Below are 24,494 nucleotides of genomic sequence, written 5' to 3'. Positions count from 1 at the left end.
AAATAAATCATTAATTTTAAGTCGGTTAATTCTTAATTTTATTCTTATGATAGAAAAGATTCCACTCAATAACATCCTCTTTCTCGATATAGAAACTGTTCCGGAAGAAGACAACTTCAAAGCTTTGGATGACGAAATGAAATCACTTTGGGAACAAAAAACACAATACCAAAGACGAGATGAGCATACGCCGGAAGAATTTTATGACCGTGCCGGAATTTGGGCAGAGTTTGGAAAGATTGTCTGTATCTCAGTAGGCTATTTTGCCAATAAAAGTGACATCAGAAACTTTAGGGTAACGTCTTTTTTTGGTGAAGAGAAAAAGATATTAAAGGATTTCTCGGCTTTGCTCGACAATCATTTTGGACAGGCCCAACATCTTTTGTGTGGGCATAATGCCAAAGAATTTGACATTCCCTTTATCGCACGCCGCATGATTATCAATCAGATTGCCATTCCGGGAAAGCTGAATTTATTTGGCAAAAAACCTTGGGAAATTCCGCATCTCGATACATTGGAACTGTGGAAATTTGGCGACTATAAACATTTCACGTCCTTAAAATTACTGACCAAAATATTGGGCATTCCTTCTCCTAAAGGCGATATCGATGGGAGTCAGGTAGCCCATGTTTTTTATGTGGAAAAAGACATCGACAGAATCGTAACCTATTGTGAAAAAGATGTGATTGCGGTTGCACAGATTTTCCTTCGACTCCGCAGGGAAGATTTACTGATTGAAGATGAAATATTACATGTATAAAAAAAGAGGTCAATTGACCTCTTTTTTATTTATTGTTCTTTATCGTATTAGTTTCTTTTCAAAACTATTTTCTTCGTAATAGAACCTTGATTATTGGCAATGTTCACCAGGTAAACACCATCCTGAAGATTTTCTATGCCAAAAGAAGTATACACTTCATTAGTGTCTTTGGTCATAATGGCTCTTCCTTGTAAATCATATAATGTAATCGTTGCTTTTTCGGTTAATGACGGAATAGCAACATTTACGATTCCTTTGGTTGGATTTGGATATACGCTGCTGTTTGATATCGGATTATCGGCTACAGACAAAGCTACAGCAACACTACAAATATCAATGCTAAAACTATCGATAGAACCACCATCCTGATTGTAAGGATCAATTACCCTTAGTGTCCAGACTCCATTTGCAGGCAATGTATTCAAAGCGCTCAATGGGTCAACAGGGGCGATGATTCCGGTAATTGCAGGAGTACCTGAACATGTTGGAATGTCACCGTCATCATCCAGTGTACAAAGAATATTTTCGTTATCACCACAAGCTTCTTCAAATAAGGTAATGATAGGACTTCCGATAGATGCCGGACCTTCAAGTAAAATGGTCATATCCTGAACATAATCATGCGTTATGCCAATATTTACATTTAAATCACCAATAGTATAACCACCAGTAATGGTTAAAGGAACAGAAGCAGTTGAATTTGGAACATCTTCAATAGTTGCATCTGAAAAATCTTCAGCAGCGAAATTGATATTACAAACAAGGGTTCCTGTATCAAAATAGTAAACCGTTGCGCCACTTGCAGCAGCAACACCACATTCATTTTGTGGAATAACTCTCCAGTAATATCTGGTGGCCTGTGCTAAACCTGCCACGCTAAATTGTGTATTGGTCACTGCGTCACTAGTAAATATCGACGAGAAATTAGGAGTAGTTGAAACCTGAACATTATAAGTCAAGGCATTAGGCTGGCTATTCCATTGTAAAACCGCAGTAGTTGACAATCCGTTTTGTGCGTTTGCTGGAGATTGCAATGCAACTGCTTCAAAAGAAGTACCATTGAACACTCTTAATGTTTTATATCTTGTTTCAGTTTCTGTAGCACTAGTTCCTTTGATACCAACAAAATATTCTCCCGGAGCAATTCCATTCAAACCGGTTACAGTCATGGTAACAGTACCATTGGCACTCAAAGAATTTGGCGAAAATGATGCTGAAGCACCTGTTGGTAAACCCACTGCAGAGAATGTTGTAGTTCCTCCACCAGTTTGGCTATAGTTAAATGTATAAACTGCATTTTGGTTAGCACAAACAGTTAAATTATCTGAAGTTGAATTAAGCGCAAAAGTTGAAGTCAAACCGGTAATTACCAATGAGAATTTTTGTCCGCCATTCACTAAAGTTCCTTTGTGTTTAACAGTAATAGTATATTGTCCGGCAGTAGGAGCGTCAATTTTTACTTGCTCAACATTGTCAACATTGTTGTCGCCCGTTCTGATTGCAGCACCTGTCGGATCATCAGGATTCAATCTCCATGGGAAAGATATAGTCGAGTTTTTAACGACTCTGATATCTAAATCGTTTACTAATGCAGGTGTTTGGTCATTGGCTGGCAAGCCACCTGTATTTATTGTCCCGGGAACATCTGTCCAGGTAATTGAAGCAATTAATGGAGTAGTTCCGATAGCGTTTACGGTAATGCTGAATTCCTGTCCGTCTGCCAAATTTTCCTCGGAAACCCAAGCAGATAAACCGTTACCGGTTAAAGCTTGAGCGGCTTTTTTACAATTCAGTAGTCCCCAACCATAAACTGGATCAGGGCCAACTTCACCCGCGTCGTCTGCTGTATGACAAGCCAAGCCTTTTAGCGTTGAAGCACGCATATAACTGTTGGTTAAATTGTGGTAGTGTTGTTGTAATAAAAGAAGACTTCCGGCTACATTTGGAGAAGCCATTGAAGTTCCGCTAAGAGCTGCGGTAGCACTAATACCTGAATTACTGGTTGAGGTAACATTTGTTCCGTTCCCTGTAATGTCCGGTTTAACCCTAAGATCATCTGTTGGTCCCTGACTACTTGAAGGATTGATCTGTACATCAGCAGTAAGCGTTCCGTCTGCGGCTACCGTTGCGTCCAAAGCATTGGCTACAACCATATTATTTTTTGCCCCTTTGTTACCCACTAATTTATCATATCCTGAAGCAAGTGGTTCAGCATTATCATCATTTCCACCTTCATTTCCGGCAGACATTACCGCTAAATAATAAGGTGCGTCATAAGCGATGTCATCCCACAAATAAGCAGAATAGGTATAAGAACCAATATACCAGGCCGGTAAAGGATCTCCGGTACCGCTAATTGGTGTTCCATAAGAATGGTTTGAAATCAACATTCCCTGCATTGTTTCTGAAACGGCTTCTGCATCATCTTCTCCCCAATCAAATGTACGCGCATTGGCCTGGCTTGCCATTCCTTTAGCGGCGGCTATATTTGCACCTGCAACAACGGTTCCGGTTACGTGCGTAGCGTGTAGAACGGTTTCAGTACCCGATAAATCAACAGCAACAACACGTCCTCCAAAAGAATTATGATTTGTTCTTACGTTTCCTCCATCCCAAACACGGGCAGTCATTCCTTGTCCGTCTAAATTAAGACCTAATGAACCACCTGAATTTAAGTGATTTGCTCTTGTTGTTTTTGCTGCATTAACGTTATCCGTTGCATAATATATTGGTAAACCTTCAGGAGAAAGTCTCATTAATTCCTTAATGCTTCCATTAGGACCTTCAACATAGATAGGCCAATTTCTTTGTAAAGCCGTAGCTACTGCTTTTTGCTTTTCAGCACGATCTCTTTTTCTGTAAAAGGCTTCTTTTTGCTTAAGCTTTGCGATGTCATATTCCGCGGTGATTTTTTTGATATCTTCCTGAGACTGACCAAATACGGAACATGAAACAAAGATGGTAAGAAGTAATAATAAATAGTTCTTTTTCATATTTTCTAAAAGAATAGTTAGTTTGTTGTTTAAAGGTTGCAAATATATAAATCTCAGCGTAATAAGATTAAATTAGTGTTAAATATTAATTAATTATTAAGCCTCGTTTGAAATAAATCAAATTTTACTACATATAGACTTGGTTTTTTATAAAAAATTTATTTCAAAGCCTATAAAAATATTGCAGCCCAAATTTCAGAATATAGTATATTTACAAAAAAACAGATTATGGTTCTCAGTAGATTTTGGCTTGTCATTTTTATCGCCTCCATCACCTTTGTGATTTTCAGTTTATTTTCGGGCAATAGTTATACTATCGATCATATATTAAACGGTAAAAAAGACGATCCGGTTTTAATTTCAGAGAAATACCTCAATGAAATCCCAAAATTTATCCAGGACAGCATTGCTAAAAATGAGGAAAAAACCTTTGTAATCAACCGCGATACGCTCAATGCAGACACTACTTATGTCTATAAAAATCAAACAGTAAAAATATACAGCGGCATCCAAAAAACAGACGGTTTATTGCCAACGTGTAAAGTCACCTTATTTGACATAATCCTTCCTTTGATGGCGTATCTGGCTTTCTTTTGCGGATTGATGGAGCTATTAATCATTTCCGGAGCGTCCGAAATACTGGCCAGAAAATTGAGCCCTGTTTTTGCCAAAGTCTTTCCTTCGGTTCCAAAAAACCACGAATCAATCTCGTATATGACTTTGAATTTTGCCGCCAATTTCCTTGGATTGGATTCAGCAGCCACGCCATTCGGATTAAAAGCCATGCAAAGTCTGCAGGAAATCAATCCCGAAAAAGACAAGGCGAGTGATGCCCAAATCATGTTCATGTGTTTGCACGCGGCAGGTTTGACCTTGATTCCAACATCCATTATCGGATACCGCGCAGCCCAAAATGCCGAAAATCCGGCCGATGTCATGTTACCGTGTATCATCACTTCCTTTATCGGAACCATAGCCGCCATGATTATTGTCGGCATTCGCCAAAAAATCAATTTCAAAAGTGCGACCTTATTGGTCGCCTTGATGAGCGTTGTGGCGGCCATTGTCGGTTTGCTGTTCTATATTAACGGATTGGATTTGGTGGGTAAAAACTTTTTCACCTCCAATCTTTCCGGATTGATGCTGGTGGTCATTATCGGCTTTACTTTGCTATTTGCCTTTATGAAGGAAAAGAAATTCACCGAGAATGCGACTACCGTTTTTGACGCTTTTGTAGCTGGAGCAAACAATGGTGTGCAAACCGGCGTCAAGATTTTCCCTTATGTGTTGGGAATGTTGGTGGCGATTTCCTTTTTCAGGAACAGCGGCTTGTTTGACATCATCAGTAGCGGACTTTCCTTTGTGTTTTTAAATATTGGTGTGACTAAAGAAATTACGGATTCTTTACCGGTGGCGATGTTAAGACCTTTCAGTTCGGGCGGTTCACGTGGCTTTATGATTGATTCGATGCGTACTTTCGGTCCCGATTCTTTAACCGGAAGGCTGAGCTGTATTTTCCAATGCAGTGCCGAAACCACTTTCTATGTGATTGCGGTTTACTTTGGTTCGGTCAATATTAAGAATACAAGATACACATTGGCGACAATGTTGTTGGTTGACTTAATCTGTGTGATTACCGCGATTTTTGTGGCGACTTGGTTTTTTGTAGAATAATAAATGGGAAGTTTTTTAGAATTTATAATTGAATTTACAGGCGAATTAATTCCACTCTATTTTGGTGCTTTTCTGAAATGGATTTATTATGGAGGACAAAGACGATATTCGAATCTTTTAGAAGAAAAAGGAACTATTCGTTTAGGTTATATTTCACTCGGGATAACGGTTCTATTGATTCTTTTATTTCTCAATGCCTAAATTCCAAAATAAGTTTACTTTCCCTAACTTTGCTGCTCAAAATAACACACAATGGACTTTATATACCAAGATCCGTATCCGATTCTCAAAGACGATACACAATACAAAAAACTCACTTCCGATTACGTTAAAACAGAACAATTTGGTGACCGTGAAATCCTGACCGTTGATCCAAAAGGTTTGGAACTGCTTGCCCAGGAAGCCATGGGTGATGTTTCGTTTATGTTGCGAACAGCCCATTTGCAAAAACTGCAAAACATCCTAAACGATCCGGAAGCAACAGACAATGATAGATTCGTAGCCTATAATTTATTGCAAAATGCTGCGGTAGCCGTAGAAGGTGAATTGCCTTCTTGCCAGGATACCGGAACGGCGATTGTGATGGCCAAAAAAGGAGAGAATGTGTATACCGGAGCCGATGACGCCGAATGGTTGTCGAAAGGTATTTTCAATTCGTACCAAATCAAAAATTTAAGGTATTCTCAAATCGTTCCGATTTCGATGTTTGAAGAAAAAAACTCGGGTTCTAATCTTCCGGCACAGATTGATATTTATGCCAAAAAAGGAGCAAGTTATGAGTTTTTATTTTTGGCCAAAGGCGGTGGAAGCGCCAATAAAACATTCCTGTATCAAAAAACAAAATCACTCTTAAACGAAAAATCCCTAGACGAATTCGTTCGCGAGAAAATAAAAGATTTAGGCACTTCTGCGTGTCCGCCCTATCACTTGGCTTTGGTAATCGGAGGCACTTCGGCGGAAGCCAATTTGGCTGCGGTGAAAAAAGCCTCAGCCGGTTATTATGACAATCTTCCGACTTCCGGAAACATGTCGGGACAAGCGTTCCGCGATTTGGAATGGGAAAAGAAAGTGTTGCAAATTTGTCAGGAAAGCGCCATCGGTGCCCAGTTTGGCGGGAAATATTTTGCTCATGATGTTCGTGTTATTCGTTTGCCGAGACACGCTGCTTCCTGTCCGGTTGGCTTGGGCGTTTCCTGTTCGGCGGATAGAAATATAAAAGGCAAAATCACCAAAGAAGGAATTTATTTGGAACAATTGGAAGTCAATCCCAAACAATTCTTACCGGCCACGCCACCACATTTGGAAGCACCGGTAGAAATTGATTTGAACCGACCGATGAGTGAAATTTTAGCGGAGTTGACCAAGTATCCAATCAAAACCCGTTTGAAATTAAACGGAACCGTAATCGTGGCTCGTGATATTGCCCACGCCAAAATCAAAGAATTATTGGATGCCGGAAAACCAATGCCGGAGTATTTTAAAAACCATCCGGTGTATTACGCTGGGCCGGCAAAAACACCGGAAGGTATGCCATCGGGAAGTTTTGGTCCAACGACTGCTGGAAGAATGGACGTTTATGTAGACGAATTCCAAAGTCATGGCGGAAGTATGGTAATGTTGGCCAAAGGAAACCGAAGCAAAGACGTGATGGCAGCCTGTAATAAATATGGCGGATTCTATTTGGGTTCTGTTGGCGGACCAGCAGCGATTTTGGCCAAAGAAAATATTTTGAAAGTGGAAGTAGTCGATTTTGAGGAATTGGGTATGGAAGCCGTTCGCAAAATCACCGTAAAAGATTTCCCGGCGTTCATCATTACCGATGACAAAGGCAACGATTTTTTTGCCAATTTATAAAGATGGAATTTACAGCAACATTCAACGAATTCTATAGTAAAGTAAAGGAAAGTTTGGCCGATGGAACGTTTGCCAAATTAACTTTTGCTAAAACCATTGGGAATACGCAATTGATGAACATTTATATCCGTCCGGTAATTGAAGCGGAGGATTTACAATTGGAACTCAAATTCAAATTCCAACAAGAAGAAATCGTTGAGTTTTATTCGATAGATGGGGCTTTCGACAGATTGTTGCCGTTCATTAATAATCCGTTTTCGTCGGTTATTTTATTTACCACCGAATTTGATTTGGTCTATAAACTCAATAAGAAAAAAACGGTCAGTATTACCGACCAGCCACCGACCTTTGGAAATGCCTCACCCATACTGTTAGAGTATTTGGCCACCAAAAAATAAAGAAAGGCTTATCCATAAAAAAACCACAAAATTCAATTGAGTTTTGTGGTTTCTTATTTTATCTGAAATGGATTAAATCACCATTTCCGGAATATCGCCTTCGATAATCAAATCGGCTTCGGTAGAAGCAATGATATGCTCAACCGAAACACCCGGAGCGCGTTCCAATAGTTTGAAACCTTTTGGGGTAACTTCCATTACAGCCAATTCGGTTACCACTTTTTTCACACAGCCAACACCGGTTAAAGGCAAAGTACATTTTTTCAGAATCTTGCTTTCGCCTGCTTTGTTCACGTGCATCATGGCCACGATAATATTTTCGGCAGAAGCCACTAAATCCATAGCGCCGCCCATTCCTTTAACCATTTTGCCCGGAATTTTCCAGTTGGCGATATCTCCATTTTCGGCAACTTCCATAGCACCCAAAATGGTTAAATCTACTTTCTGTGAGCGTATCATTCCGAAACTAAAAGCCGAGTCAAAAAAACTGGCTCCCGGTAAGGTCGTGATGGTTTGTTTTCCGGCGTTGATGACGTCTGCATCTTCTTCGCCTTCAAAAGGAAATGGACCCATGCCCAACACGCCATTTTCAGATTGAAATTCCACCGAAATATCGGTACGAACATAGTTGGCTACCAAAGTCGGGATTCCGATACCCAGGTTAACGAAATACTTATCCTTAACCTCTTGGGCTATTCTTTTTGCGATTTCTTCTTTTCCTAACATGATTAACTTCTTTTTCGGGTGGTACGTTGCTCAATTCTCTTTTCAAATTTCTCGCCTTTGAAGATGCGTTGCACCATAATGCCCGGAATGTGAATTTGATTTGGATCCAATGAACCTACCGGTACTAATTCTTCGACTTCCGCGATGGTGATTTTAGCGGCACCGGCCATTGGAGCATTAAAGTTGCGGGCGGTTCCTTTGAAAATCAGGTTTCCGGCTTCGTCACCTTTCCAGGCTTTTACAATAGAAAAGTCGGCTTTATAGGCCAGTTCCATGATGTGCATTTTACCATTGAATTCGCGTACTTCTTTGCCTTCAGCTACTTCGGTTCCGTAACCGGCAGGCGTGAAGAAAGCAGGAATTCCGGCTTGTGCAGCGCGGCATTTTTCGGCTAACGTTCCTTGTGGTGTTAATTCTACATCCAATTCACCCGAAAGCATTTGGCGTTCGAATTCGGCATTTTCTCCTACGTAAGAAGATATCATTTTTTTGATTTGTCTTTTTTGAAGCAACAAGCCCAATCCGAAATCATCGACACCGGCATTATTGGAAATGCAGGTTAGTCCTGTCGTTTCTTTCTTTACCAATTCGGCAATGCTGTTTTCAGGAATGCCACAAAGCCCAAAACCACCGAGCATGATGGTCATATTGTCTTCGATGCCTTGCAGTGCTTCTTGTACAGAGTTTACTTTTTTATTAATCATGATTGATTAGTGTTGTTTTGTTTGAGGCGTAAATTTAGGAATTTAAAAACGAATAGGGAAAATAAAAAATCCCATCTGCAAAGGCAAATGAGATTCTTTTATTTTTTATAGCCCGGATGGAAGCAGAAATCCTTTTGCTTACGCTGAGCTTGCGAAGCGACAGCAAAAGATTGACGCGGACAGCCGGAAAAGCTCCTAACAATTACAAACCAAATTCTTCCGGATTTTGTTCTTCTTCCTCTGTTGGAACTGCCGTTGAATCGACTTCTGCTTTTGGCGGAGCCCAACAATCTACTTTGATGGAAAGGTTATCCGGTCTTTGGAACGGATCTTTGGAGATTTGAAGGTCTTTGTCTTCATAGCATTTCTTCATCATATAACCCCAAATTGGTAGTGCAGCTGTTGCTCCTTGTCCGTAAGTGATGCCTTTGAAACGAGCCGAACGGTCTTCACAACCAACCCAGACTCCGGTTACCAAATTCGGAACCATACCAATAAACCAACCATCAGATTGATTCTGTGATGTTCCGGTTTTACCCGCAATTGGATTGGTAAACATGTATGGATATCCGGTCCAACGATTGTCACCGCTTCCGCCGCCTTGTGTACGCAAACGCACACCCGAACCGCTTTCGGTCACGCCTTCCAGTAATTTAATTACGGCATAGGCAATGTCTTTGTTCAATACGTCATGCGTATCAGGAACCGGTTCGTAAAGCACGACACCGTTTTTATCTTCGATTCTGCTGATGAATTGCGGTTTGATGTAAACGCCTTGATTGGCAAACGTACTGTAAGCCGCGACCATATCTTCTACTGTGATTTCTACTGCACCCAATGCAATTGAGGGTTGTGCAGGAATTTCTGATTTCACGCCTAATTTTTTGGTCAAAGCGGCTACGGCTTCCGGACCGGTTTTGTCAATCAGTTTGGCCGAAACCGTATTGATGGATAAAGCCAAAGCGCGTTTTAAAGTCACCATGCCACGGTATTGGTGATCGGAATTTTTAGGTTCCCAATCTTCGGTTACATTGTGTCTTCCTTTGTGGATCATAAACGGGCTGTCGATGATAGAATCACAAGGCGACATGCCCAATTGCTCGATAGCGGTGGCGTAAACGAATGGTTTGAAAGTAGAACCAACTTGTCTTGCGCCTTGACCTACGTGGTCGTATTGGAAATATTTATAATCGATTCCGCCAACCCAAGCCTTGATATGACCGGTTTGTGGTTCCATCGACATCAATCCTGCCTGCAGGAAGTGTTTGTAATAACGGATGGAATCCATCGGTGTCATCAACGTATCGATTTCGCCTTTCCAGGAGAAGATTTTCATTTTGGTTTTGATGTCAAAAGAAGCGATGATTTCGTCTTCTGTTTTGTCCATCTCTTTCATCACGCGCCAACGTTCAGAATTTTTCATCGCCTGAGAGATGATTCTTTTGGTTTCTTCAGGAGTAATATTGACGAAAGGTGCATTTTTATTGTCTTTCTGCTGCGCGAAAAATTCCTGTTGCAGGTTTTTCATGTGTGCCTGAACCGCTTCTTCAGCATGCTCCTGAATTTTGGAATCGATAGTCGTGTAAATTTTCAAACCATCGCTGTAAATATCCCAGTCGCTGCCATCAGGTCTTTTGTTTTCTTTGGCCCAATTCTTCATGTATTCTCTAAGGAATTCACGGAAATAGGTCGCTGTTCCTTCTTTGTGGCTTTCGGGATGGAAGTTCAAAACGATAGGTTTGCTGGCTAAAGTATCTTTGGCTGCAGCATCCAAAACTTTGTTTCGCACCATTTGATCCAAAACCGTATTTCGTCTGTTTTTTACTTTTTCCAGACGACGCAGCGGATTGTAAAGCGAAGGATTTTTAAGCATCCCGACAAACATTGCCGCTTCATCAATCGATAAATCGCGTGGTTCTTTGCCGAAATATACTTTGGAAGCGGAACGAATTCCTACCGCGGTATTCACAAAATCGGCTTTGTTCAAATACATGGCGATGATTTCGTTTTTGGTGTATTGGCGTTCCAGTTTTACTGCAATAATCCATTCCTTTACTTTTTGAATGATACGGAAAGGCTTGAAACTTGAACCTTCACCATGGAATAATAATTTGGCCAATTGTTGGGTCAATGTACTCGCACCACCATCGGCGCCTAATTTCAGCGCTGCACCAAAAGTCCTTCTGGCGTCAATTCCGGAATGCTCGTAGAAACGCTCATCTTCGGTAGCCACTAAAGCTTTTACCAAATGTGGCGGTAAATCTTCGTATTTGATTGGTGTTCGGTTTTCGTTATAAAACTTACCAATGGTCACACCATCGGAAGAAATGATTTCGGTGGCCAGATTGGATTCGGGGTTTTCCAAGTCTTCAAAAGATGGCATGCTACCGAAAAATCCCCAGGAAGCCAGGAAGAAAAACAATACCATGATTCCAAGTCCATAAAGGAATAACTGCCAAAATTTTCTTTGGTAGTACTTGATATCTTTGACCGTTGTATTCGTTTTTTGTGTCATATTTTTAATCTGTAGATTCTATTCTGAAACCAACATCGGATACACCCGGAAGTGAAGGAACGCCTTCTATTTTGCCGGTTTGTCGCACCGCGTGCCTGATATGAATTTTATAAACTCCTTTTTGCGTAAAACTCTGTTTGTCTTTATAAAACAACTTGTTTTCCTTGATGTCCGTAAATCCGTCACCAAGAAGCGTGCCATCAGGATTGGTCATCTGGTACTCCAAAGTATCCACTAACACTTTTCTGTTGGGCTGTTCCAGCGACACAATCAGAAACAAATTATTAAATGGATAATCGTCATTATCTCTTACGTTAACATACAGATTGTACATTTTCTTTGGATCCAATTGTGGCAAATCAAAAGTCACAATGCTGTCTTTGTGCCATTCCTTTCCGACTGACTTGTATTCGTCAAAGACTCTTTTTTCGTCGCAAGAAAATAAAAGTACCGCTACCAAGAGCAGGATAAAACTATTTCTTATTCTTAGGCTCATTTTTATTCTCAGGTGATGGTTTTTTATCAGCGCCAAAAGGTTTACGCTTTTTATTCTTGTTGTTATTCCTTTTCTTATTTCTCGGTTGGTCAAAACGGGTCAAACTCTCTTGCCCCATCGCATTATTGAAATCTTTTTCAGGTTCAGCCACAATTTCAACGGCAAAATCTTCAAGCGAACTTACTTTTTTGCCTTGTTTGTTTAGTGCTACTATTTCCTTAACCTGATCAATTTTTAACACATGCCAATTGGCAAAGTTGTCAAAATAAGCAAACCACATTAAGCCTTTGAAAATGTCCTGTTTTTGACAAACAGCATCACCTTTTTCGGTTTTTAATTTGGTTTCAAAATCAGGGAAATCTTTTAATGCGTCCATATAAGTGTCTAACTCATAGTTCAGACAACATTTCAGTTTTCCACATTGACCGGCTAATTTTTGAGGATTCAAAGACAATTGTTGGTAACGCGCTGCAGAGGTATTCACGCTTCTGAAATCGGTTAGCCAGGTGGAACAACACAATTCTCTTCCACAAGAACCGATTCCACCAAGTCGGGAAGCTTCCTGACGGAAACCGACTTGTTTCATCTCGATTCTGGTGCTGAATTCACGGGCGTAATCCTTGATTAGCAAACGGAAATCCACACGATCATTGGCCGTATAATAAAAAGTCACTTTGGAACCATCGCCTTGGAATTCGATATCGGAAATTTTCATTTCCAATTTGTGCGCAATCGCCAATTCACGGGCTTTTACTTTCATCGGTTCTTCCTTATCACGGGAATCGCTCCAGATATCGATATCTTTTTGGGATGCTTTTCGGTACACTTTGGCGATTTCAGGGCTGGTGTGATTCACCCCTTTTTTCTTCATTTGGATTTTTACCAATTCGCCGGTTAGCGTTACAATTCCGACATCATGACCCGGTGAAGCTTCAGTAGCAACAACGTCACCAATGCTTAAAGTCAGTTTTTCGGTATTGCGGTAAAATTCTTTTCTCCCGTTTTTAAAACGCACTTCGACACAGTCAAAAGGCGCTTCACCATTGGGCAAACTCATGTTGGAGAGCCAATCGAAAACGGTTAATTTGTTGCAGCTATCGGTGCCGCAAGTCCCATTATTTTTGCATCCTTTTGGTGCACCACCATCAGATGTTGAACAACTTTGACAAGCCATAATTTGGATATATGTATGTTGGTCGCTTCGTCATTCCAACGAGGCTACTAATCATAAACGTTAAAAGTGTAAAGATAGTATATTTAAATGTTAAAAAACAAAAGAGAAAACTCCAAATTCCAACGGCGTTTGGGTTGTTGGAATTTGGAGTTTTATGAGAAATAAGGACTTTTTTATCCGATGATCTTAAACAATTTGTCCGACAAACGAATTCGGAAAGGCACTTCAAAAGTAATTTTGTCACCCATTTTAGCCACAGTGCTTTCTGCTCCGTTGACCAACATTTTTTCTAAAACCAATTCCTGGTTACCGGTCGTTGGTCCCGAAATGATAATTTTATCACCCAAATTCAATTCCTGATTTTCGATAATAAAAAGACCAACACTGGCTTTAGTGTAATAATGCTCAGCTTTACCAACCAATGCTTTTTTGATTTTTATTTTTTGACGAATGTCGGTGGTTTTGGCTGTAGCCAAAGGAATTCCGGCCAGTTCACCAGAGTGTTTGTATTTTAGGTTTTCAGATTTTCCTTTTCGGAAGACTTTGTTTCCAACCTGTTTTCCGCTTCTCAATTTTACCTGTTCAGCCAAAGGCAAATGGGTGATTTCCAAACATTCGGTGGAACAACAGTTTTCCATGGCTGCCTTACAGTCATCACATTGGATAAACAACAAATGACAACCGTCATTGGAACAGTTAGTGTGATTGTCACAAGGTTTGCCACACTGGTGACATTGGGCAACGATATCGTCGGTAATTCTTTCTCCCAAACGATGGTCAAACACAAAGTTCTTCCCGATGAATTTACTTTCCAGATTTTCTTCCTTGATTTGTTTGGCGTATTGGATAATGCCGCCTTCTAATTGGTACACATTTTTAAAACCCTGATGTTTGAAATAGGCGCTGGCTTTTTCGCAACGGATTCCACCGGTACAATACATCACCAGATTTTTATCTTCTTTGAAATCTTTCAATTGCTCATTGATAATCGGCAGACTTTCACGGAAGGTTTCCACATCAGGAGTTATCGCGCCTTTGAAATGCCCGATTTCACTTTCGTAATGGTTCCTGAAATCCACGACTATCGTATTTGGATCTTCTAAAATTTGGTTGAACGCAGAAGCGTTTAGGTGAATTCCTTTATTGGTTACATCAAAAGTATCGTCGTTCAAACCATCGGCTACGATTTTGTGACGCACTTTAACCGTCAGTTTCAAAAATGAATGGTCATCATGTTCGACGGCGACATTCAAGCGAATGCCTTTCATAAAATCATAGACTTCAAGCGTGTCCCTGAAAGCTTCAAAGTTTTCTGCAGGAACACTCATCTGGGCATTGATGCCTTCATGGGCGACATAAGTACGGCCCAATGCATCAAGTGCGTTCCAGGCTATAAATAAATCGTCGCGAAATTTTTTTGGATCTTCAATTTTGGCATACGCATAGAAAGACAAAGTAAGTCTTTGTTGTCCGGCTAAATCAATCAGCTCTTTTCTTTCTTCTGCGCTTAAGGTGTTATACAGTTGCATGCTATAAACGTTTAAGTGAGAAATGTGTTTTGGACTCTAAATGGAAGAATCCGGTGCAAATTTACATTTTTTTTGAAATAAAAAAACCCAAACAGTTTTGGGACCGGTTGGGTTTCTTTTTCATAGCATTTCTCCCATTTAGCATGGCATCTTATTTCCTAGACGCAATTAAATTAAAAAGGTTGCGTCAGGAAATAAAAAAACCTTTCAAAAAGAAAGGTTTTTATTTTTTAGCAAAACTCAGCGTAAGCATCTTTAAGGTTTTCAGCGATTAATTCCGCCGGACGACCTTCGATATGATGACGTTCTAACATGTGTACCAATTCTCCGTTTTTGAACAAAGCCATACTTGGTGATGATGGTGGAAAAGGAAACATTTCTTCTCTTGCTGCATCAACTGCTTCTTTGTCAACACCGGCAAAAACAGTGATTAAATGGTCTGGTTTTTTGACACCATCTAAACTCATTTTTGCGCCCGGACGGGCATTTCTTGCCGCGCAACCACAAACCGAATTCACCACTACTAAAGTTGTTCCTTCTGCTTTGATAGCATTTTTTACGTCAGCTGCTGTATATAATTCCTGAAAGCCTGCTTCTGAAAGTTCAGCACGCATTGGCAATACCATTTCTTCTGGATACATAATTTGTATGTTTAAAAAATTTAACGTTGCAAAGTTACAAAGTTTTATGCTTGCGTTTTAGCAAGTAATCATAAAGATTTGTTATGATTTCATAGATTGAAAATACGACCAAAAAATGCTTTGATAAAAAGACCTTTCGGACACTTCCAGATAACCCGCAAATCTTCCCAAAACGAAGTTTCTTCATCTAAGAATTTGAAGATTACTGTGGAATTTCCCTTTTCAAACATAGCCGAAAAGATGGTTGAACCCAAATGGTTTTTTTGATCCAAAATATCCAAAAGCAATAAGTCGTAAAACCAGAATTTATCAGCTTTGTGAAATTTTGTTAAATCATTTTCTTTGGATAAAAACTGAACCAATGCTTTTGTTTTTTTCGTTGTATTTTTAAAAGTATAACCGGTGCTGGCTTTTGTCCAACCACCAGCAGAGCCAATGTTTAAGATGTTTTTCGAATTGTGTTTCCAAAAAGGATAACACGTCATCGGGATATTGCCTTGTTCCTTTTCTACGATTTCGTATTCAGTGATGCCGAGTTTTTGGATGTAGTTTTTGATTTCGGTTTCGTATTCTTCCTTTGACAGCAAATCTTTAGAGAACAAAGTATATTCTATTAATGCTTCTGTTTCTGAGGTTGGCAAAACATACATAAATCGGGTGTTGCCTTTTTGTTCGACCGAAAAATCCATAAACGTGGCACAATCCGGAGTGAAAACCGCTTCTTTACTTTTGATAAACCAACCGATAAAATGTTGGTGCAAAAAAGGATATTTGGTTTGGTTTTTCACCCATTTCGGATTGAAAATCGAATTAAAAATTTGGTTACAGGTAAAGCTTTGCTGGTTCGTTTTGACCACACAATGATGTCCTAATTCCTGAAAATCGATTACTTTTTGATTGATAAAATCAATATTGTCTTCTTTTGAAATCACTTCGAAAACGTGATTGTAAAAATCCAATCCTTTGACCATTTTGTATTGGTATGGAACGAGATTTAGTTGTCTTTCAAAGTATTTGTTTTTGAACCAAGCCGAGTTCCATTGGGCGGAAGCCAAATCATCATACAAACCTTTTTCATCCCAAAAACACCAGGTTCGGTCATTGGCTTTTTTGGAATTCTCGTCAATAAGAAGAATGGATTTGTCCTTGAATTTTCCGGAAAGCACCATTTCATATACCGTCATCAAAGCGGATAAACCCGAACCGGTAAAAATGTAATGGTAGTGTTTCATTAATAAAGTGTATATCTCAGTCCCAGAAATCCTCTGATGCCTTGATTCGGTGCGTAAACATAACTCGGATCAAAGGTCAGCGCATATGGATTTGATGGTGTTGCCATCACATTTCCGTTGGCATCATAATCAACATTTTCGTCAAAAGGATCTTCTGCCCTGGCAATAATAAACGGATTTCCTTTGTTGGGCGTCCAATTCAAAATGTTCTTTATGCCTCCGTAAAGCTCAAAATTACGGAATTTTTTATAAGTAAATTGGATGTTCTGCAAACTCCATGGTTGGGAATATTCGTCTCTTGGATCCAGCGGTCCCAAAAGTGGCAATCGCATCGGGCCGTAAAGATTTCCGGTGTAATCAATCGACAAGAACCAATCGGGAATATCATAGGTTAAAGCCCAATTCATGCTGTACTTTTCGGTTAAAACCGGTTGGGTCGTGATGCCGTTCTTTACATTTTTTGGGTCTAAAACCGTGAAACCGATAATCGCTTTAAATCCATGAGGCGTAACCAAGTCAACATTTCCGCTGAAACCAACGGCTTCCGAATAACCATTCAGGTTTTGGTAAATGATTTGGTTCGGATTGGTGTCATAATCCGGAATGATTTGGTTGGTGAAATAGGTGTACCAAGTCGATAATTCAATCCCGAGAAAAGCGGCGTTATCAAACCTGAATTTTTTGAGGTAATTGAAATTGATGTTATAGGACTTTTCAGGCTCTAAGTTTTCGGTCATAACCACTTCTCTAGAACCGGTTAACGCGGCATGTTCTTCGGTAAATAAGTTTACAATCCTAAATCCGGTACCGGCATTGATTCTAAAAACATCGTTCATCGTCGGATTCCATTTGTAGGCAATGCGTGGTGTGAAAATGTGGCCATGGTTGTTGTTGTAATCATATCTTGCGCCCAATAACAGATGGTGTTTTTCAGCCAATTTAATTTCGTTCTGAACAAAAGCACTATAAATATTGGTCTTTTCGGCAGTAGTTGTTGCGGTTGTATTGTCGTTGTAATATTGGTGGCGAATGGCTGCACCAAAAAGCAAATTGTGCTTCTCCAATTTTTTGTCCCAAAGGTATTGTCCAAAGGCAATTTTTTGCTGCGCCAAATACAAAGTCGTTCCATAAACCGAATTCTGGTCATGCGATGTTACCGAAAACGACAAAAACATATCTTCTTTTACTGGTAATTGGTATTTGCTCAACAACTCAAATCTTGTGGTGTAAATGCTTTCGCCATACACTTCGTTGCCGCCGCGGTAACTTTTATTCCATTGCATTTCGCCTCCCCAACGGTCTTCATAAAAAATCCTACCGGCGACAGTAAATTCCTTTTGGTTTTTTCTGATGAAATTCCACTTGTTGAAAATGGAGATTCTTTCCTGAAGCGTTACATCGGTGAAATTATCGTTATTGTTGTCAATCGGACTGTTGTAATTGTAATAGTTAAGCCCAATTAAGGACTCTGTATTTTGACCCAAATTGGCTTTGAAACCCAAGTCAATATTGTTTTCCAACCAGGAAGTGGAAAAGACATCAGCAGTAAACAAAGGTGCGGTTTTGGTTTTTTTGGTAATGATATTAATCAATCCGCCAACGGCTTCACTGCCATACAAACTTGAGGCAGGACCTTTTATTATTTCAATTCTATCGATGAGAGAATTCGGAATTCCCGACAATCCGTAAACGGTTGAAAGCGCACTCACGATTGGCATTCCGTCGATAGTAACCATTGTATATGGACCTTCAAGTCCGTTGATGTGAATATCACCAGTGCTGCAAATATTGCAATTCAATTGTGGTCGAACGCCATTTACGTTTTGTAATGCCTCAAAAACATTGGAAGTTGGGTTTTTCTTCAAAAATGCACTAGTATATATTTCTACCGGAACCGGAGTTTCCAAACGGGAAACCGGTTTTAAAGTGCCCGACACCACAACTTCTCCTAATACTTCGGATTTTGAATTTTCAGCTATGGAATCTTTTACTTGTGATAACGCGGAATTGAAACACAGTGCAATCATTAAAAGAACAATCTTTTTCATTTGGCAAAATAAAATTTTAGACAAAACTAAAAAATAAATTTTACTAAACAAAAATTGTTGTCTACATTTGTTGTTTAAATACTTAAAATCGAGAAATGAGCAAATCACTGGAAGAAGTAAATGAGTCGGTTTCGACCCAAAATAAAACTACAGTTTTTAGAAAAATACTGGCCTTTTTTGGACCTGCTTATTTAATCAGTGTCGGTTATATGGATCCGGGAAACTGGGCGACTGATATAGCCGGCGGAAGTCAGTTTGGCTATGCCTTAATTTGGGTGTTGCTGATGAGTAACATTATGGCGTTACTTTTGCAAAGTTTGAGTGCGCGACTGGGCATTGTAACCCAACGCGATTTGGCGCAGGCTTCGAGGGAAACCTATTCGAAAGGCATCAATTACATCCTTTACTTTTTGGCCGAAATAGCCATTGCAGCTTGTGATTTAGCGGAAGTTTTGGGAATGGCAATTGGTCTGAATTTACTTTTTGGCATTCCGTTGATTGAAGGCGTTGTGATTACGGTTTTGGATACTTTCCTGTTGCTTTTCCTGATCAATAAAGGCATTCGAAAAATGGAAGCCTTTATCATTGCTTTGGTAGCGATTATTGGTTTTTCCTTTGTTTTTGAAATGATATTTGCCCAACCTGAAGTTGGCAGTATCATGAAAGGATTGATTCCATCGTTGCCAAGTGAAGGCGCTTTATACATTGCTATCGGTATCATTGGCGCCACGGTAATGCCACATAATTTGTATTTGCATTCCTCATTGGTGCAAACCCGAAAATTTGACCGCGACGACAAAGGCATCAAACAGGCCTTGAAATATAATTTTATCGATAGCACGATTGCTCTGAATTTGGCCTTCTTTGTCAATGCGGCAATTTTGATTCTGGCAGCGGCAACCTTTTATAAAAATGGTTTGTTTGAAATCGCCGAAATTCAGGATGCACACCGATTGTTAGAACCGTTATTGGGAACACAATGGGCACCAATATTATTCGCCGTGGCGTTGATTGCAGCCGGACAAAGTTCCACCATTACCGGAACCTTAGCCGGGCAAATCATTATGGAAGGTTATCTGAATTTGAGAATCCAGCCTTGGGTTCGAAGAATCATCACACGTTTGATTGCGATTGTTCCCGCGGTGATTGTGATTTCTGTTTTTGGCGAAAGCGTAACCGGAAAAATGTTGATTTTGAGTCAGGTGATTTTGAGTTTGCAACTCGGTTTTGCCATTATTCCGCTGATTCATTTTGTGAGTGACAAATCAAAAATGAAAGGACATCATATCGGCAGAACCACACAAATAGCGGCTTGGATTATTGCTACGATTATTGTTTCGCTGAATGCCAAATTGGTTTTTAATGAGATTCAGGGTTGGTTGGAAACTTCTGATAATCCGGCAGTGTTGTGGCTTACGGTTGTGCCGTTGGCGGTTGGTTTTTTGATATTGCTTTTGTATATCGTGTTCAAACCTTTTGTGACCAAGGCCAAACCAAGAATAGAAAACCATTCACCACACCATTTGATTCTGAAATTAGCCGATTATAAGAATGTGAGTAAAAAGAATATTGCGGTTTCGGTTGACTTTTCTGTCGCTGATGAAAAAGCCTTGAATCACGCCTTCAGCCTCGGAGGAAAAGAAGCACATTATACTTTGATACACGTTGTTGAAACCGTTGGAGCATTAGTTTATGGCGCAACAGTGCGTGACCATGAAACGTCCATCGATGAGAAAATGTTATTGGAATATCGTCATCTTTTAACTGAAAAAGGCTATCATATCGAGACCGAATTAGGTTTTGGTAATCCGGGGAAAGTCATTCCGAGTATCATCAATGAAGGCGAATATGATTTGCTGATTATGGGAACGCACGGACATACCGGTCTTAAGGATTTGATTTTTGGAACGACTGTGGATCAGGTTCGTCACGGCATCAAAATCCCATTGTACATTATCAAAAACTAAGCAGCATGACGCTTTCAGAAGAGAATTATTTAAAGACCATTTATCATATTACGTCTGCTTCGGGAACAGAAGTGAGCACGAATGCCATTGCCGAAAAAATGGAGACCAAAGCGTCTTCGGTTACCGATATGCTTAAGAAATTGGCCGACAAAGACCTTATTGTTTATAAAAAATACCAAGGCGTTTCACTGACGGCAGAAGGCAGTTTGGCCGCCAAAATGATTGTGAGAAAGCACCGTTTATGGGAAGTTTTCCTGGTAGATAAATTACAGTTTCCCTGGGATGAAGTCCATGATATTGCCGAGCAATTGGAACACATCAAATCGGAGAAACTGATCAACAAACTTGATGATTTTTTAGGGAATCCTACTGAAGATCCACATGGTGACCCAATCCCGGATGCCAAAGGGAAAATCATCAAAGTGGAAAAATTATTGCTTTCGGAATTGAAGGTCAATCAAACCGGAATTTGTGTTGGCGTAAAGGATTCTTCCGCAGAGTTTTTGAAGTATCTGGACAAAAATAAAATCGCTTTGGGCGTTACGATTAAAGTCAATTCGATTGAAGATTTTGACTTGTCGCTGAATGTAAAAATAGAGGGCAATGATTTGTTGATTTCCAATAAAATTGCCGGAAATCTCTTTATCAAACTGATTTAGTGGCAACCACAATCGTCTTTGCCACAATCTTTTTTGGCCTTTTTTTTGCCGATAAATTTCTGGGCTAAAAACCCAATGGCAATTCCCAATGCCAGATAAACGAGTATTCCCTGTAGTTCCATATTAATTGAGATAAATTCCGCCGCCAATCGATACAAAATTATAGGTTGGTGTCGCAATTTTTAAATGTTGATATCCTAAAGATACGAAATATCTTTTGAGATGGTATTTGCCTTCGAGTTCATAAACATTTACCGGTTGTCCGTTAATGCCGCTCCATTTGGCTGCAGCCAATAAACTGACGTTATGGCCAAGGAAAATTTCGGTGTTGACACCAAAAGAAAATCCGGCTTTTTTGACTTCATTTCCCACATAACTGGCACCAATGGTCCAACCAAAATTCACTTTTTCAAACCGCAATCGGTCATAACCCAAATTGAAATAAAACAACGAAAGCTGATCCGTTGAGTTGGTTAATTTATTTTTTTCAAACAACTGATGATAATCGGTCTGGACATAAAAATAGTTGAACGGTCTTATTTTTAGTTTAACATGATTGGCAAATAAATCCTTATCGCTGTAAAGCAGGTTGTTCTGCAAATCAAATCGGAAGTTCTTTTTCAAAGTATCCGCATCTTCTGTGTTGTAATCTTCATAATTTCCCGAATCGTCATTGTAATAAGGATAATCGGTTAAATTATTATACAAATGATCTTCGTTTTTATAATCACCGATAAAACCATATTTAAAAATTCCCCAGGTTATTTCTATCCAAATGCTCACACATTCGCCATCATCGTCATTATTATTGCTTCGGGAACTGCTTGAACTTGAGCTACTCGAGCTGGAACCGGAATTTGAATTTAATTCCTTTTTGGACTTATCTACTTTTGTTTGGCTGATAACAAGGTTGTAACTGAACAACAATAAGAGTAATGGCGCGACTTTTTTCATGGAGTAGAGTGTTTTTTTGAGAACCACAAAAACTGAACCGAACTCAAAACAGCACTTGGTTTATTTTAAAAATTGGTAGGCAGCAAGTGCCGTCAGATAAGCAAAACCACTCATAAATACCAATTGGATTATCGGCCATTTCCAACTGTTGGTCTCTTTTTTTACAATCGCCAAAGTACTGATACATTGCATTGCAAAAGCATAAAAAAGCAATAGCGAAACGCCGGTGGCAAAATTGAAAACTTTTCTACCATCGGGATAAACTTCAGCATCCATGCGGTTTTTAATGGTGGATTCTTCATCGCCGTGGCTTCCAACGCTGTAAATCGTGGCCAAGGTTCCGACAAAAACTTCACGAGCTGCAAACGAACTCACGACCGCAATTCCGATTTTCCAATCATAACCCAAAGGTCGGATGACAGGTTCGATCGATTTCCCCATAATACCAATATAGGAATTCTCTAATTTGTGCGAACTGATTTGGTCATTCACATATTCTAAATCATCCAGTCTGTTCTCTAATTTGACTTTTTTAATCACCAGACTTTCTGCATTGTCAAATCCTTTTTTCGGGCCATGAGATCCTAAAAACCAAAGGATAATTGATAGTGCCAAAATTATTTTTCCGGCACCAAAAACAAAGGCTTTTGTTTTTTCAATCACATTAATCGCCACGTTTTTGAAAAGCGGTAATTTGTAATTTGGCATTTCAACTACGAAATAGGATTTGGCTTTCAGCTTTAAAATTTTATTCAAAAGATAAGCCGATAAAATCGCTACGGCGAAGCCTAAAAGATACAATACCATTAAGGTCGCGCCTTGCAAACTGAAAACGCCCAAGATTCTTTCTTCCGGGATAATTAGCGCAATAATGATGGCGTAAACCGGTAAACGCGCCGAACAAGTGATGAATGGCGTTACTAAAATGGTAATCAATCTTTCTTTCCAGTTTTCAATATTTCTGGCACCCATAATTGCAGGAATCGCACAAGCCGTACCCGAAATTAACGGTACAACGCTTTTTCCGGATAGTCCGTAACGGCGCATGATTTTGTCCATCAAAAAGACCACACGACTCATATAACCGCTTTCTTCGAGGACTGAGATAAACAGGAAGAGAAAAGCAATTTGCGGAATAAAAATCACAATACCGCCAATGCCCGGTATGATTCCTTCGCTGATTAAATTGGTGAATTCACCACTCGGCAGATTGTTTTTGCAATAGTTGGCCAAATTGGTAAAAGTGCTGTCAATAAACTCCATCGGAATCTTTGACCAATCAAAAATGGATTGAAAAATCAGCAATAAAATGCCAAAGAAAATAACATAACCAAAGATTTTGTGGGTTAAAACTTTATCCAGTTTCGAACGCAAATCTGAGCCGTTGGCAGTGTCTATCTGCTGTCCGATTTTCAAGGTGTCGTTAATAAACTGATAGCGCTTGATGGTTTCTTTTTGCTGTAAGCGCTTTAAATCGGAATGCGATTTGGCAAACGAACTCTGGATTTCCTTTCGCTCCAGATTCAAAAAGTTAACGTCCTGGGTAATCACCAACCAAAGTTTGTACAACAACTGATTCGGAAACGCATGACGGAGTTTGTTGAAATATTCCACATCAATGCTCGATGCGTTCAAACACGGTTCTGTGGAAAGATTTTTATAATCAACTATCGTGTTTTTGAGTTCGTCAATCCCGATGCCTTTTCGGGTGCTGACCAACACGATTCTGGTTTTTAACTGTACCTCCAAATACGAAATATCGAGTGTGATTCCTTTGGGTTTCATTCGGTCAGACATATTGATGACCAAAATGGTAGGAATTTCGAGGTCTTTGATTTGGGTAAAAAGTAATAAGTTTCTTTTCAGATTTTCAACATCAGTCACGACGATGGCCACATCAGGGAAAAGCTTGTCGTTTTTATTGAGCAGCAATTCGATAACTACATTTTCATCAATCGAACTGGCATTCAAACTATACGTTCCCGGTAAATCAAGGATATTGGCTTTGATGTTGTTGGGCAATTTGCAAAACCCAAGCTTTTTTTCAACGGTAATTCCGGGATAATTCCCAACCTGTTGGTTTAATCCTGTGAGTTGATTGAACACCGAAGTTTTTCCGGTATTCGGGTTTCCAATAAGCGCTACGTTGAGGTGATGGATGCTCATTTTT

At 39.7% G+C, this 24,494-nt stretch carries 20 protein-coding genes; 7 read left to right on the top strand and 13 right to left on the bottom strand.

Features of this window, described 5'->3' with window-relative positions; all coding sequences use genetic code 11:
• The first annotated feature begins 46 nt into the window (after nucleotides 1-46).
• Nucleotides 47-760 (top strand): 3'-5' exonuclease, encoded by a 714-nt coding sequence (locus tag P1K33_RS00655; RefSeq protein WP_284650914.1) that lies wholly within the window; start codon nucleotides 47-49, stop codon nucleotides 758-760.
• A gap of 47 nt (nucleotides 761-807) precedes the next feature.
• Here P1K33_RS00655 and P1K33_RS00650 read toward each other — a convergent pair whose 3' ends face one another.
• A complete protein-coding gene (locus P1K33_RS00650) occupies nucleotides 808-3,753 on the bottom strand; it encodes a S8 family serine peptidase (RefSeq protein WP_284650913.1) in 2,946 nt (981 codons plus the stop codon).
• A gap of 228 nt (nucleotides 3,754-3,981) precedes the next feature.
• On the opposite strand from P1K33_RS00650, the gene P1K33_RS00645 reads away from it, so the two are divergent.
• Genes P1K33_RS00645 through P1K33_RS00630 form a run of 4 tightly spaced genes read left to right on the top strand, consistent with a single transcriptional unit; the run spans nucleotide 3,982 to nucleotide 7,679 of the window.
• On the top strand, nucleotides 3,982-5,427 hold the full coding sequence (locus tag P1K33_RS00645; RefSeq protein ID WP_284650912.1) for a spore maturation protein: 1,446 nt from the start codon (nucleotides 3,982-3,984) through the stop codon (nucleotides 5,425-5,427).
• 3 nt (nucleotides 5,428-5,430) lie between these two features.
• Nucleotides 5,431-5,628: a hypothetical protein gene (locus P1K33_RS00640; protein ID WP_284650911.1), complete on the top strand. Its 198-nt coding sequence runs from the start codon at nucleotides 5,431-5,433 to the stop codon at nucleotides 5,626-5,628.
• A 51-nt stretch (nucleotides 5,629-5,679) separates the two neighbouring features.
• A complete protein-coding gene (locus P1K33_RS00635) occupies nucleotides 5,680-7,281 on the top strand; it encodes a fumarate hydratase (protein ID WP_284650910.1) in 1,602 nt (533 codons plus the stop codon).
• Nucleotides 7,282-7,283: 2 nt separating this feature from the next.
• The gene (locus P1K33_RS00630) at nucleotides 7,284-7,679 is read left to right on the top strand and encodes a hypothetical protein (RefSeq protein ID WP_284650909.1); all 396 of its coding nucleotides are present in this window, start codon (nucleotides 7,284-7,286) and stop codon (nucleotides 7,677-7,679) included.
• Nucleotides 7,680-7,751: 72 nt separating this feature from the next.
• Here the strand turns inward: P1K33_RS00630 and P1K33_RS00625 are convergent, their stop codons facing one another.
• The 9 genes from P1K33_RS00625 to P1K33_RS00585 form a co-directional block, all read right to left on the bottom strand.
• Entirely contained in the window at nucleotides 7,752-8,405 is a 654-nt protein-coding gene (locus P1K33_RS00625) for a 3-oxoacid CoA-transferase subunit B (protein ID WP_284650908.1), read from the bottom strand.
• A 2-nt stretch (nucleotides 8,406-8,407) separates the two neighbouring features.
• The gene (locus P1K33_RS00620; protein WP_284650907.1) at nucleotides 8,408-9,109 is read right to left on the bottom strand and encodes a CoA transferase subunit A; all 702 of its coding nucleotides are present in this window, start codon (nucleotides 9,107-9,109) and stop codon (nucleotides 8,408-8,410) included.
• Nucleotides 9,110-9,311: 202 nt separating this feature from the next.
• Nucleotides 9,312-11,624, bottom strand: coding sequence for a penicillin-binding protein 1A (locus P1K33_RS00615; protein WP_284650906.1), 2,313 nt, complete (start codon nucleotides 11,622-11,624; stop codon nucleotides 9,312-9,314).
• A gap of 4 nt (nucleotides 11,625-11,628) precedes the next feature.
• Complete coding sequence (locus P1K33_RS00610; RefSeq protein WP_284650905.1) at nucleotides 11,629-12,120, bottom strand: gliding motility lipoprotein GldH; 492 nt, start codon at nucleotides 12,118-12,120, stop codon at nucleotides 11,629-11,631.
• Nucleotides 12,098-13,294 (bottom strand): PSP1 domain-containing protein, encoded by a 1,197-nt coding sequence (locus P1K33_RS00605; RefSeq protein ID WP_284650904.1) that lies wholly within the window; start codon nucleotides 13,292-13,294, stop codon nucleotides 12,098-12,100. Before P1K33_RS00605 ends, P1K33_RS00610 begins: the two co-directional genes overlap by 23 nt.
• 173 nt (nucleotides 13,295-13,467) lie before the next feature.
• Entirely contained in the window at nucleotides 13,468-14,823 is a 1,356-nt protein-coding gene (gene trhO, locus P1K33_RS00600) for an oxygen-dependent tRNA uridine(34) hydroxylase TrhO (RefSeq protein WP_284650903.1), read from the bottom strand.
• Nucleotides 14,824-15,053: 230 nt separating this feature from the next.
• A complete protein-coding gene (locus tag P1K33_RS00595; RefSeq protein WP_284650902.1) occupies nucleotides 15,054-15,464 on the bottom strand; it encodes a BrxA/BrxB family bacilliredoxin in 411 nt (136 codons plus the stop codon).
• A gap of 89 nt (nucleotides 15,465-15,553) precedes the next feature.
• Complete coding sequence (locus tag P1K33_RS00590; RefSeq protein WP_284650901.1) at nucleotides 15,554-16,696, bottom strand: lycopene cyclase family protein; 1,143 nt, start codon at nucleotides 16,694-16,696, stop codon at nucleotides 15,554-15,556.
• Nucleotides 16,696-18,744, bottom strand: a complete 2,049-nt coding sequence (locus tag P1K33_RS00585; protein WP_284650900.1) for a TonB-dependent receptor plug domain-containing protein — start codon at nucleotides 18,742-18,744, stop codon at nucleotides 16,696-16,698. The genes P1K33_RS00590 and P1K33_RS00585 overlap by 1 nt, the downstream gene beginning before the upstream one ends.
• Nucleotides 18,745-18,839: 95 nt before the next feature.
• Here P1K33_RS00585 and P1K33_RS00580 point away from each other — a divergent pair, with 95 nt between their 5' ends.
• Complete coding sequence (locus P1K33_RS00580) at nucleotides 18,840-20,711, top strand: Nramp family divalent metal transporter (protein WP_284650899.1); 1,872 nt, start codon at nucleotides 18,840-18,842, stop codon at nucleotides 20,709-20,711.
• A gap of 5 nt (nucleotides 20,712-20,716) precedes the next feature.
• Nucleotides 20,717-21,370: a metal-dependent transcriptional regulator gene (locus P1K33_RS00575; protein WP_284650898.1), complete on the top strand. Its 654-nt coding sequence runs from the start codon at nucleotides 20,717-20,719 to the stop codon at nucleotides 21,368-21,370.
• On the opposite strand, the gene P1K33_RS00570 is transcribed toward P1K33_RS00575, so the two are convergent.
• From P1K33_RS00570 to feoB, 3 genes are read right to left on the bottom strand one after another with little or no spacing between them, the layout of a single operon-like run.
• A complete protein-coding gene (locus P1K33_RS00570) occupies nucleotides 21,367-21,492 on the bottom strand; it encodes a FeoB-associated Cys-rich membrane protein (protein WP_284650897.1) in 126 nt (41 codons plus the stop codon). The two genes, P1K33_RS00575 and P1K33_RS00570, sit on opposite strands and share 4 nt — an antisense overlap.
• A 1-nt stretch (nucleotide 21,493) precedes the next feature.
• A complete protein-coding gene (locus P1K33_RS00565; protein ID WP_284650896.1) occupies nucleotides 21,494-22,324 on the bottom strand; it encodes a hypothetical protein in 831 nt (276 codons plus the stop codon).
• A 60-nt stretch (nucleotides 22,325-22,384) separates the two neighbouring features.
• Nucleotides 22,385-24,490: a ferrous iron transport protein B gene (gene feoB / locus P1K33_RS00560; RefSeq protein WP_284650895.1), complete on the bottom strand. Its 2,106-nt coding sequence runs from the start codon at nucleotides 24,488-24,490 to the stop codon at nucleotides 22,385-22,387.
• Nucleotides 24,491-24,494: the final 4 nt, after the last annotated feature.

Origin of the sequence: Flavobacterium terrisoli (genome assembly GCF_030167905.1) — a bacterium.
GTDB lineage: Bacteria > Bacteroidota > Bacteroidia > Flavobacteriales > Flavobacteriaceae > Flavobacterium > Flavobacterium terrisoli.
The sequence above is the reverse complement of the archived record's forward strand: the minus strand, read 5'-3'. Positions and strand labels throughout refer to the sequence as shown.

Bases quoted from the DNA above. Each gene is read 5' to 3' on its own strand.
- P1K33_RS00655 (WP_284650914.1), top strand. From the start codon at position 47: ATGATAGAAAAGATTCCACTCAATAACATCCTCTTTCTCGATATAGAA.
- P1K33_RS00650 (WP_284650913.1), bottom strand. From the start codon at position 3,753: ATGAAAAAGAACTATTTATTATTACTTCTTACCATCTTTGTTTCATGT.
- P1K33_RS00645 (WP_284650912.1), top strand. From the start codon at position 3,982: ATGGTTCTCAGTAGATTTTGGCTTGTCATTTTTATCGCCTCCATCACC.
- P1K33_RS00640 (WP_284650911.1), top strand. From the start codon at position 5,431: ATGGGAAGTTTTTTAGAATTTATAATTGAATTTACAGGCGAATTAATT.
- P1K33_RS00635 (WP_284650910.1), top strand. From the start codon at position 5,680: ATGGACTTTATATACCAAGATCCGTATCCGATTCTCAAAGACGATACA.
- P1K33_RS00630 (WP_284650909.1), top strand. From the start codon at position 7,284: ATGGAATTTACAGCAACATTCAACGAATTCTATAGTAAAGTAAAGGAA.
- P1K33_RS00625 (WP_284650908.1), bottom strand. From the start codon at position 8,405: ATGTTAGGAAAAGAAGAAATCGCAAAAAGAATAGCCCAAGAGGTTAAG.
- P1K33_RS00620 (WP_284650907.1), bottom strand. From the start codon at position 9,109: ATGATTAATAAAAAAGTAAACTCTGTACAAGAAGCACTGCAAGGCATC.
- P1K33_RS00615 (WP_284650906.1), bottom strand. From the start codon at position 11,624: ATGACACAAAAAACGAATACAACGGTCAAAGATATCAAGTACTACCAA.
- P1K33_RS00610 (WP_284650905.1), bottom strand. From the start codon at position 12,120: ATGAGCCTAAGAATAAGAAATAGTTTTATCCTGCTCTTGGTAGCGGTA.
- P1K33_RS00605 (WP_284650904.1), bottom strand. From the start codon at position 13,294: ATGGCTTGTCAAAGTTGTTCAACATCTGATGGTGGTGCACCAAAAGGA.
- trhO (WP_284650903.1), bottom strand. From the start codon at position 14,823: ATGCAACTGTATAACACCTTAAGCGCAGAAGAAAGAAAAGAGCTGATT.
- P1K33_RS00595 (WP_284650902.1), bottom strand. From the start codon at position 15,464: ATGTATCCAGAAGAAATGGTATTGCCAATGCGTGCTGAACTTTCAGAA.
- P1K33_RS00590 (WP_284650901.1), bottom strand. From the start codon at position 16,696: ATGAAACACTACCATTACATTTTTACCGGTTCGGGTTTATCCGCTTTG.
- P1K33_RS00585 (WP_284650900.1), bottom strand. From the start codon at position 18,744: ATGAAAAAGATTGTTCTTTTAATGATTGCACTGTGTTTCAATTCCGCG.
- P1K33_RS00580 (WP_284650899.1), top strand. From the start codon at position 18,840: ATGAGCAAATCACTGGAAGAAGTAAATGAGTCGGTTTCGACCCAAAAT.
- P1K33_RS00575 (WP_284650898.1), top strand. From the start codon at position 20,717: ATGACGCTTTCAGAAGAGAATTATTTAAAGACCATTTATCATATTACG.
- P1K33_RS00570 (WP_284650897.1), bottom strand. From the start codon at position 21,492: ATGGAACTACAGGGAATACTCGTTTATCTGGCATTGGGAATTGCCATT.
- P1K33_RS00565 (WP_284650896.1), bottom strand. From the start codon at position 22,324: ATGAAAAAAGTCGCGCCATTACTCTTATTGTTGTTCAGTTACAACCTT.
- feoB (WP_284650895.1), bottom strand. From the start codon at position 24,490: ATGAGCATCCATCACCTCAACGTAGCGCTTATTGGAAACCCGAATACC.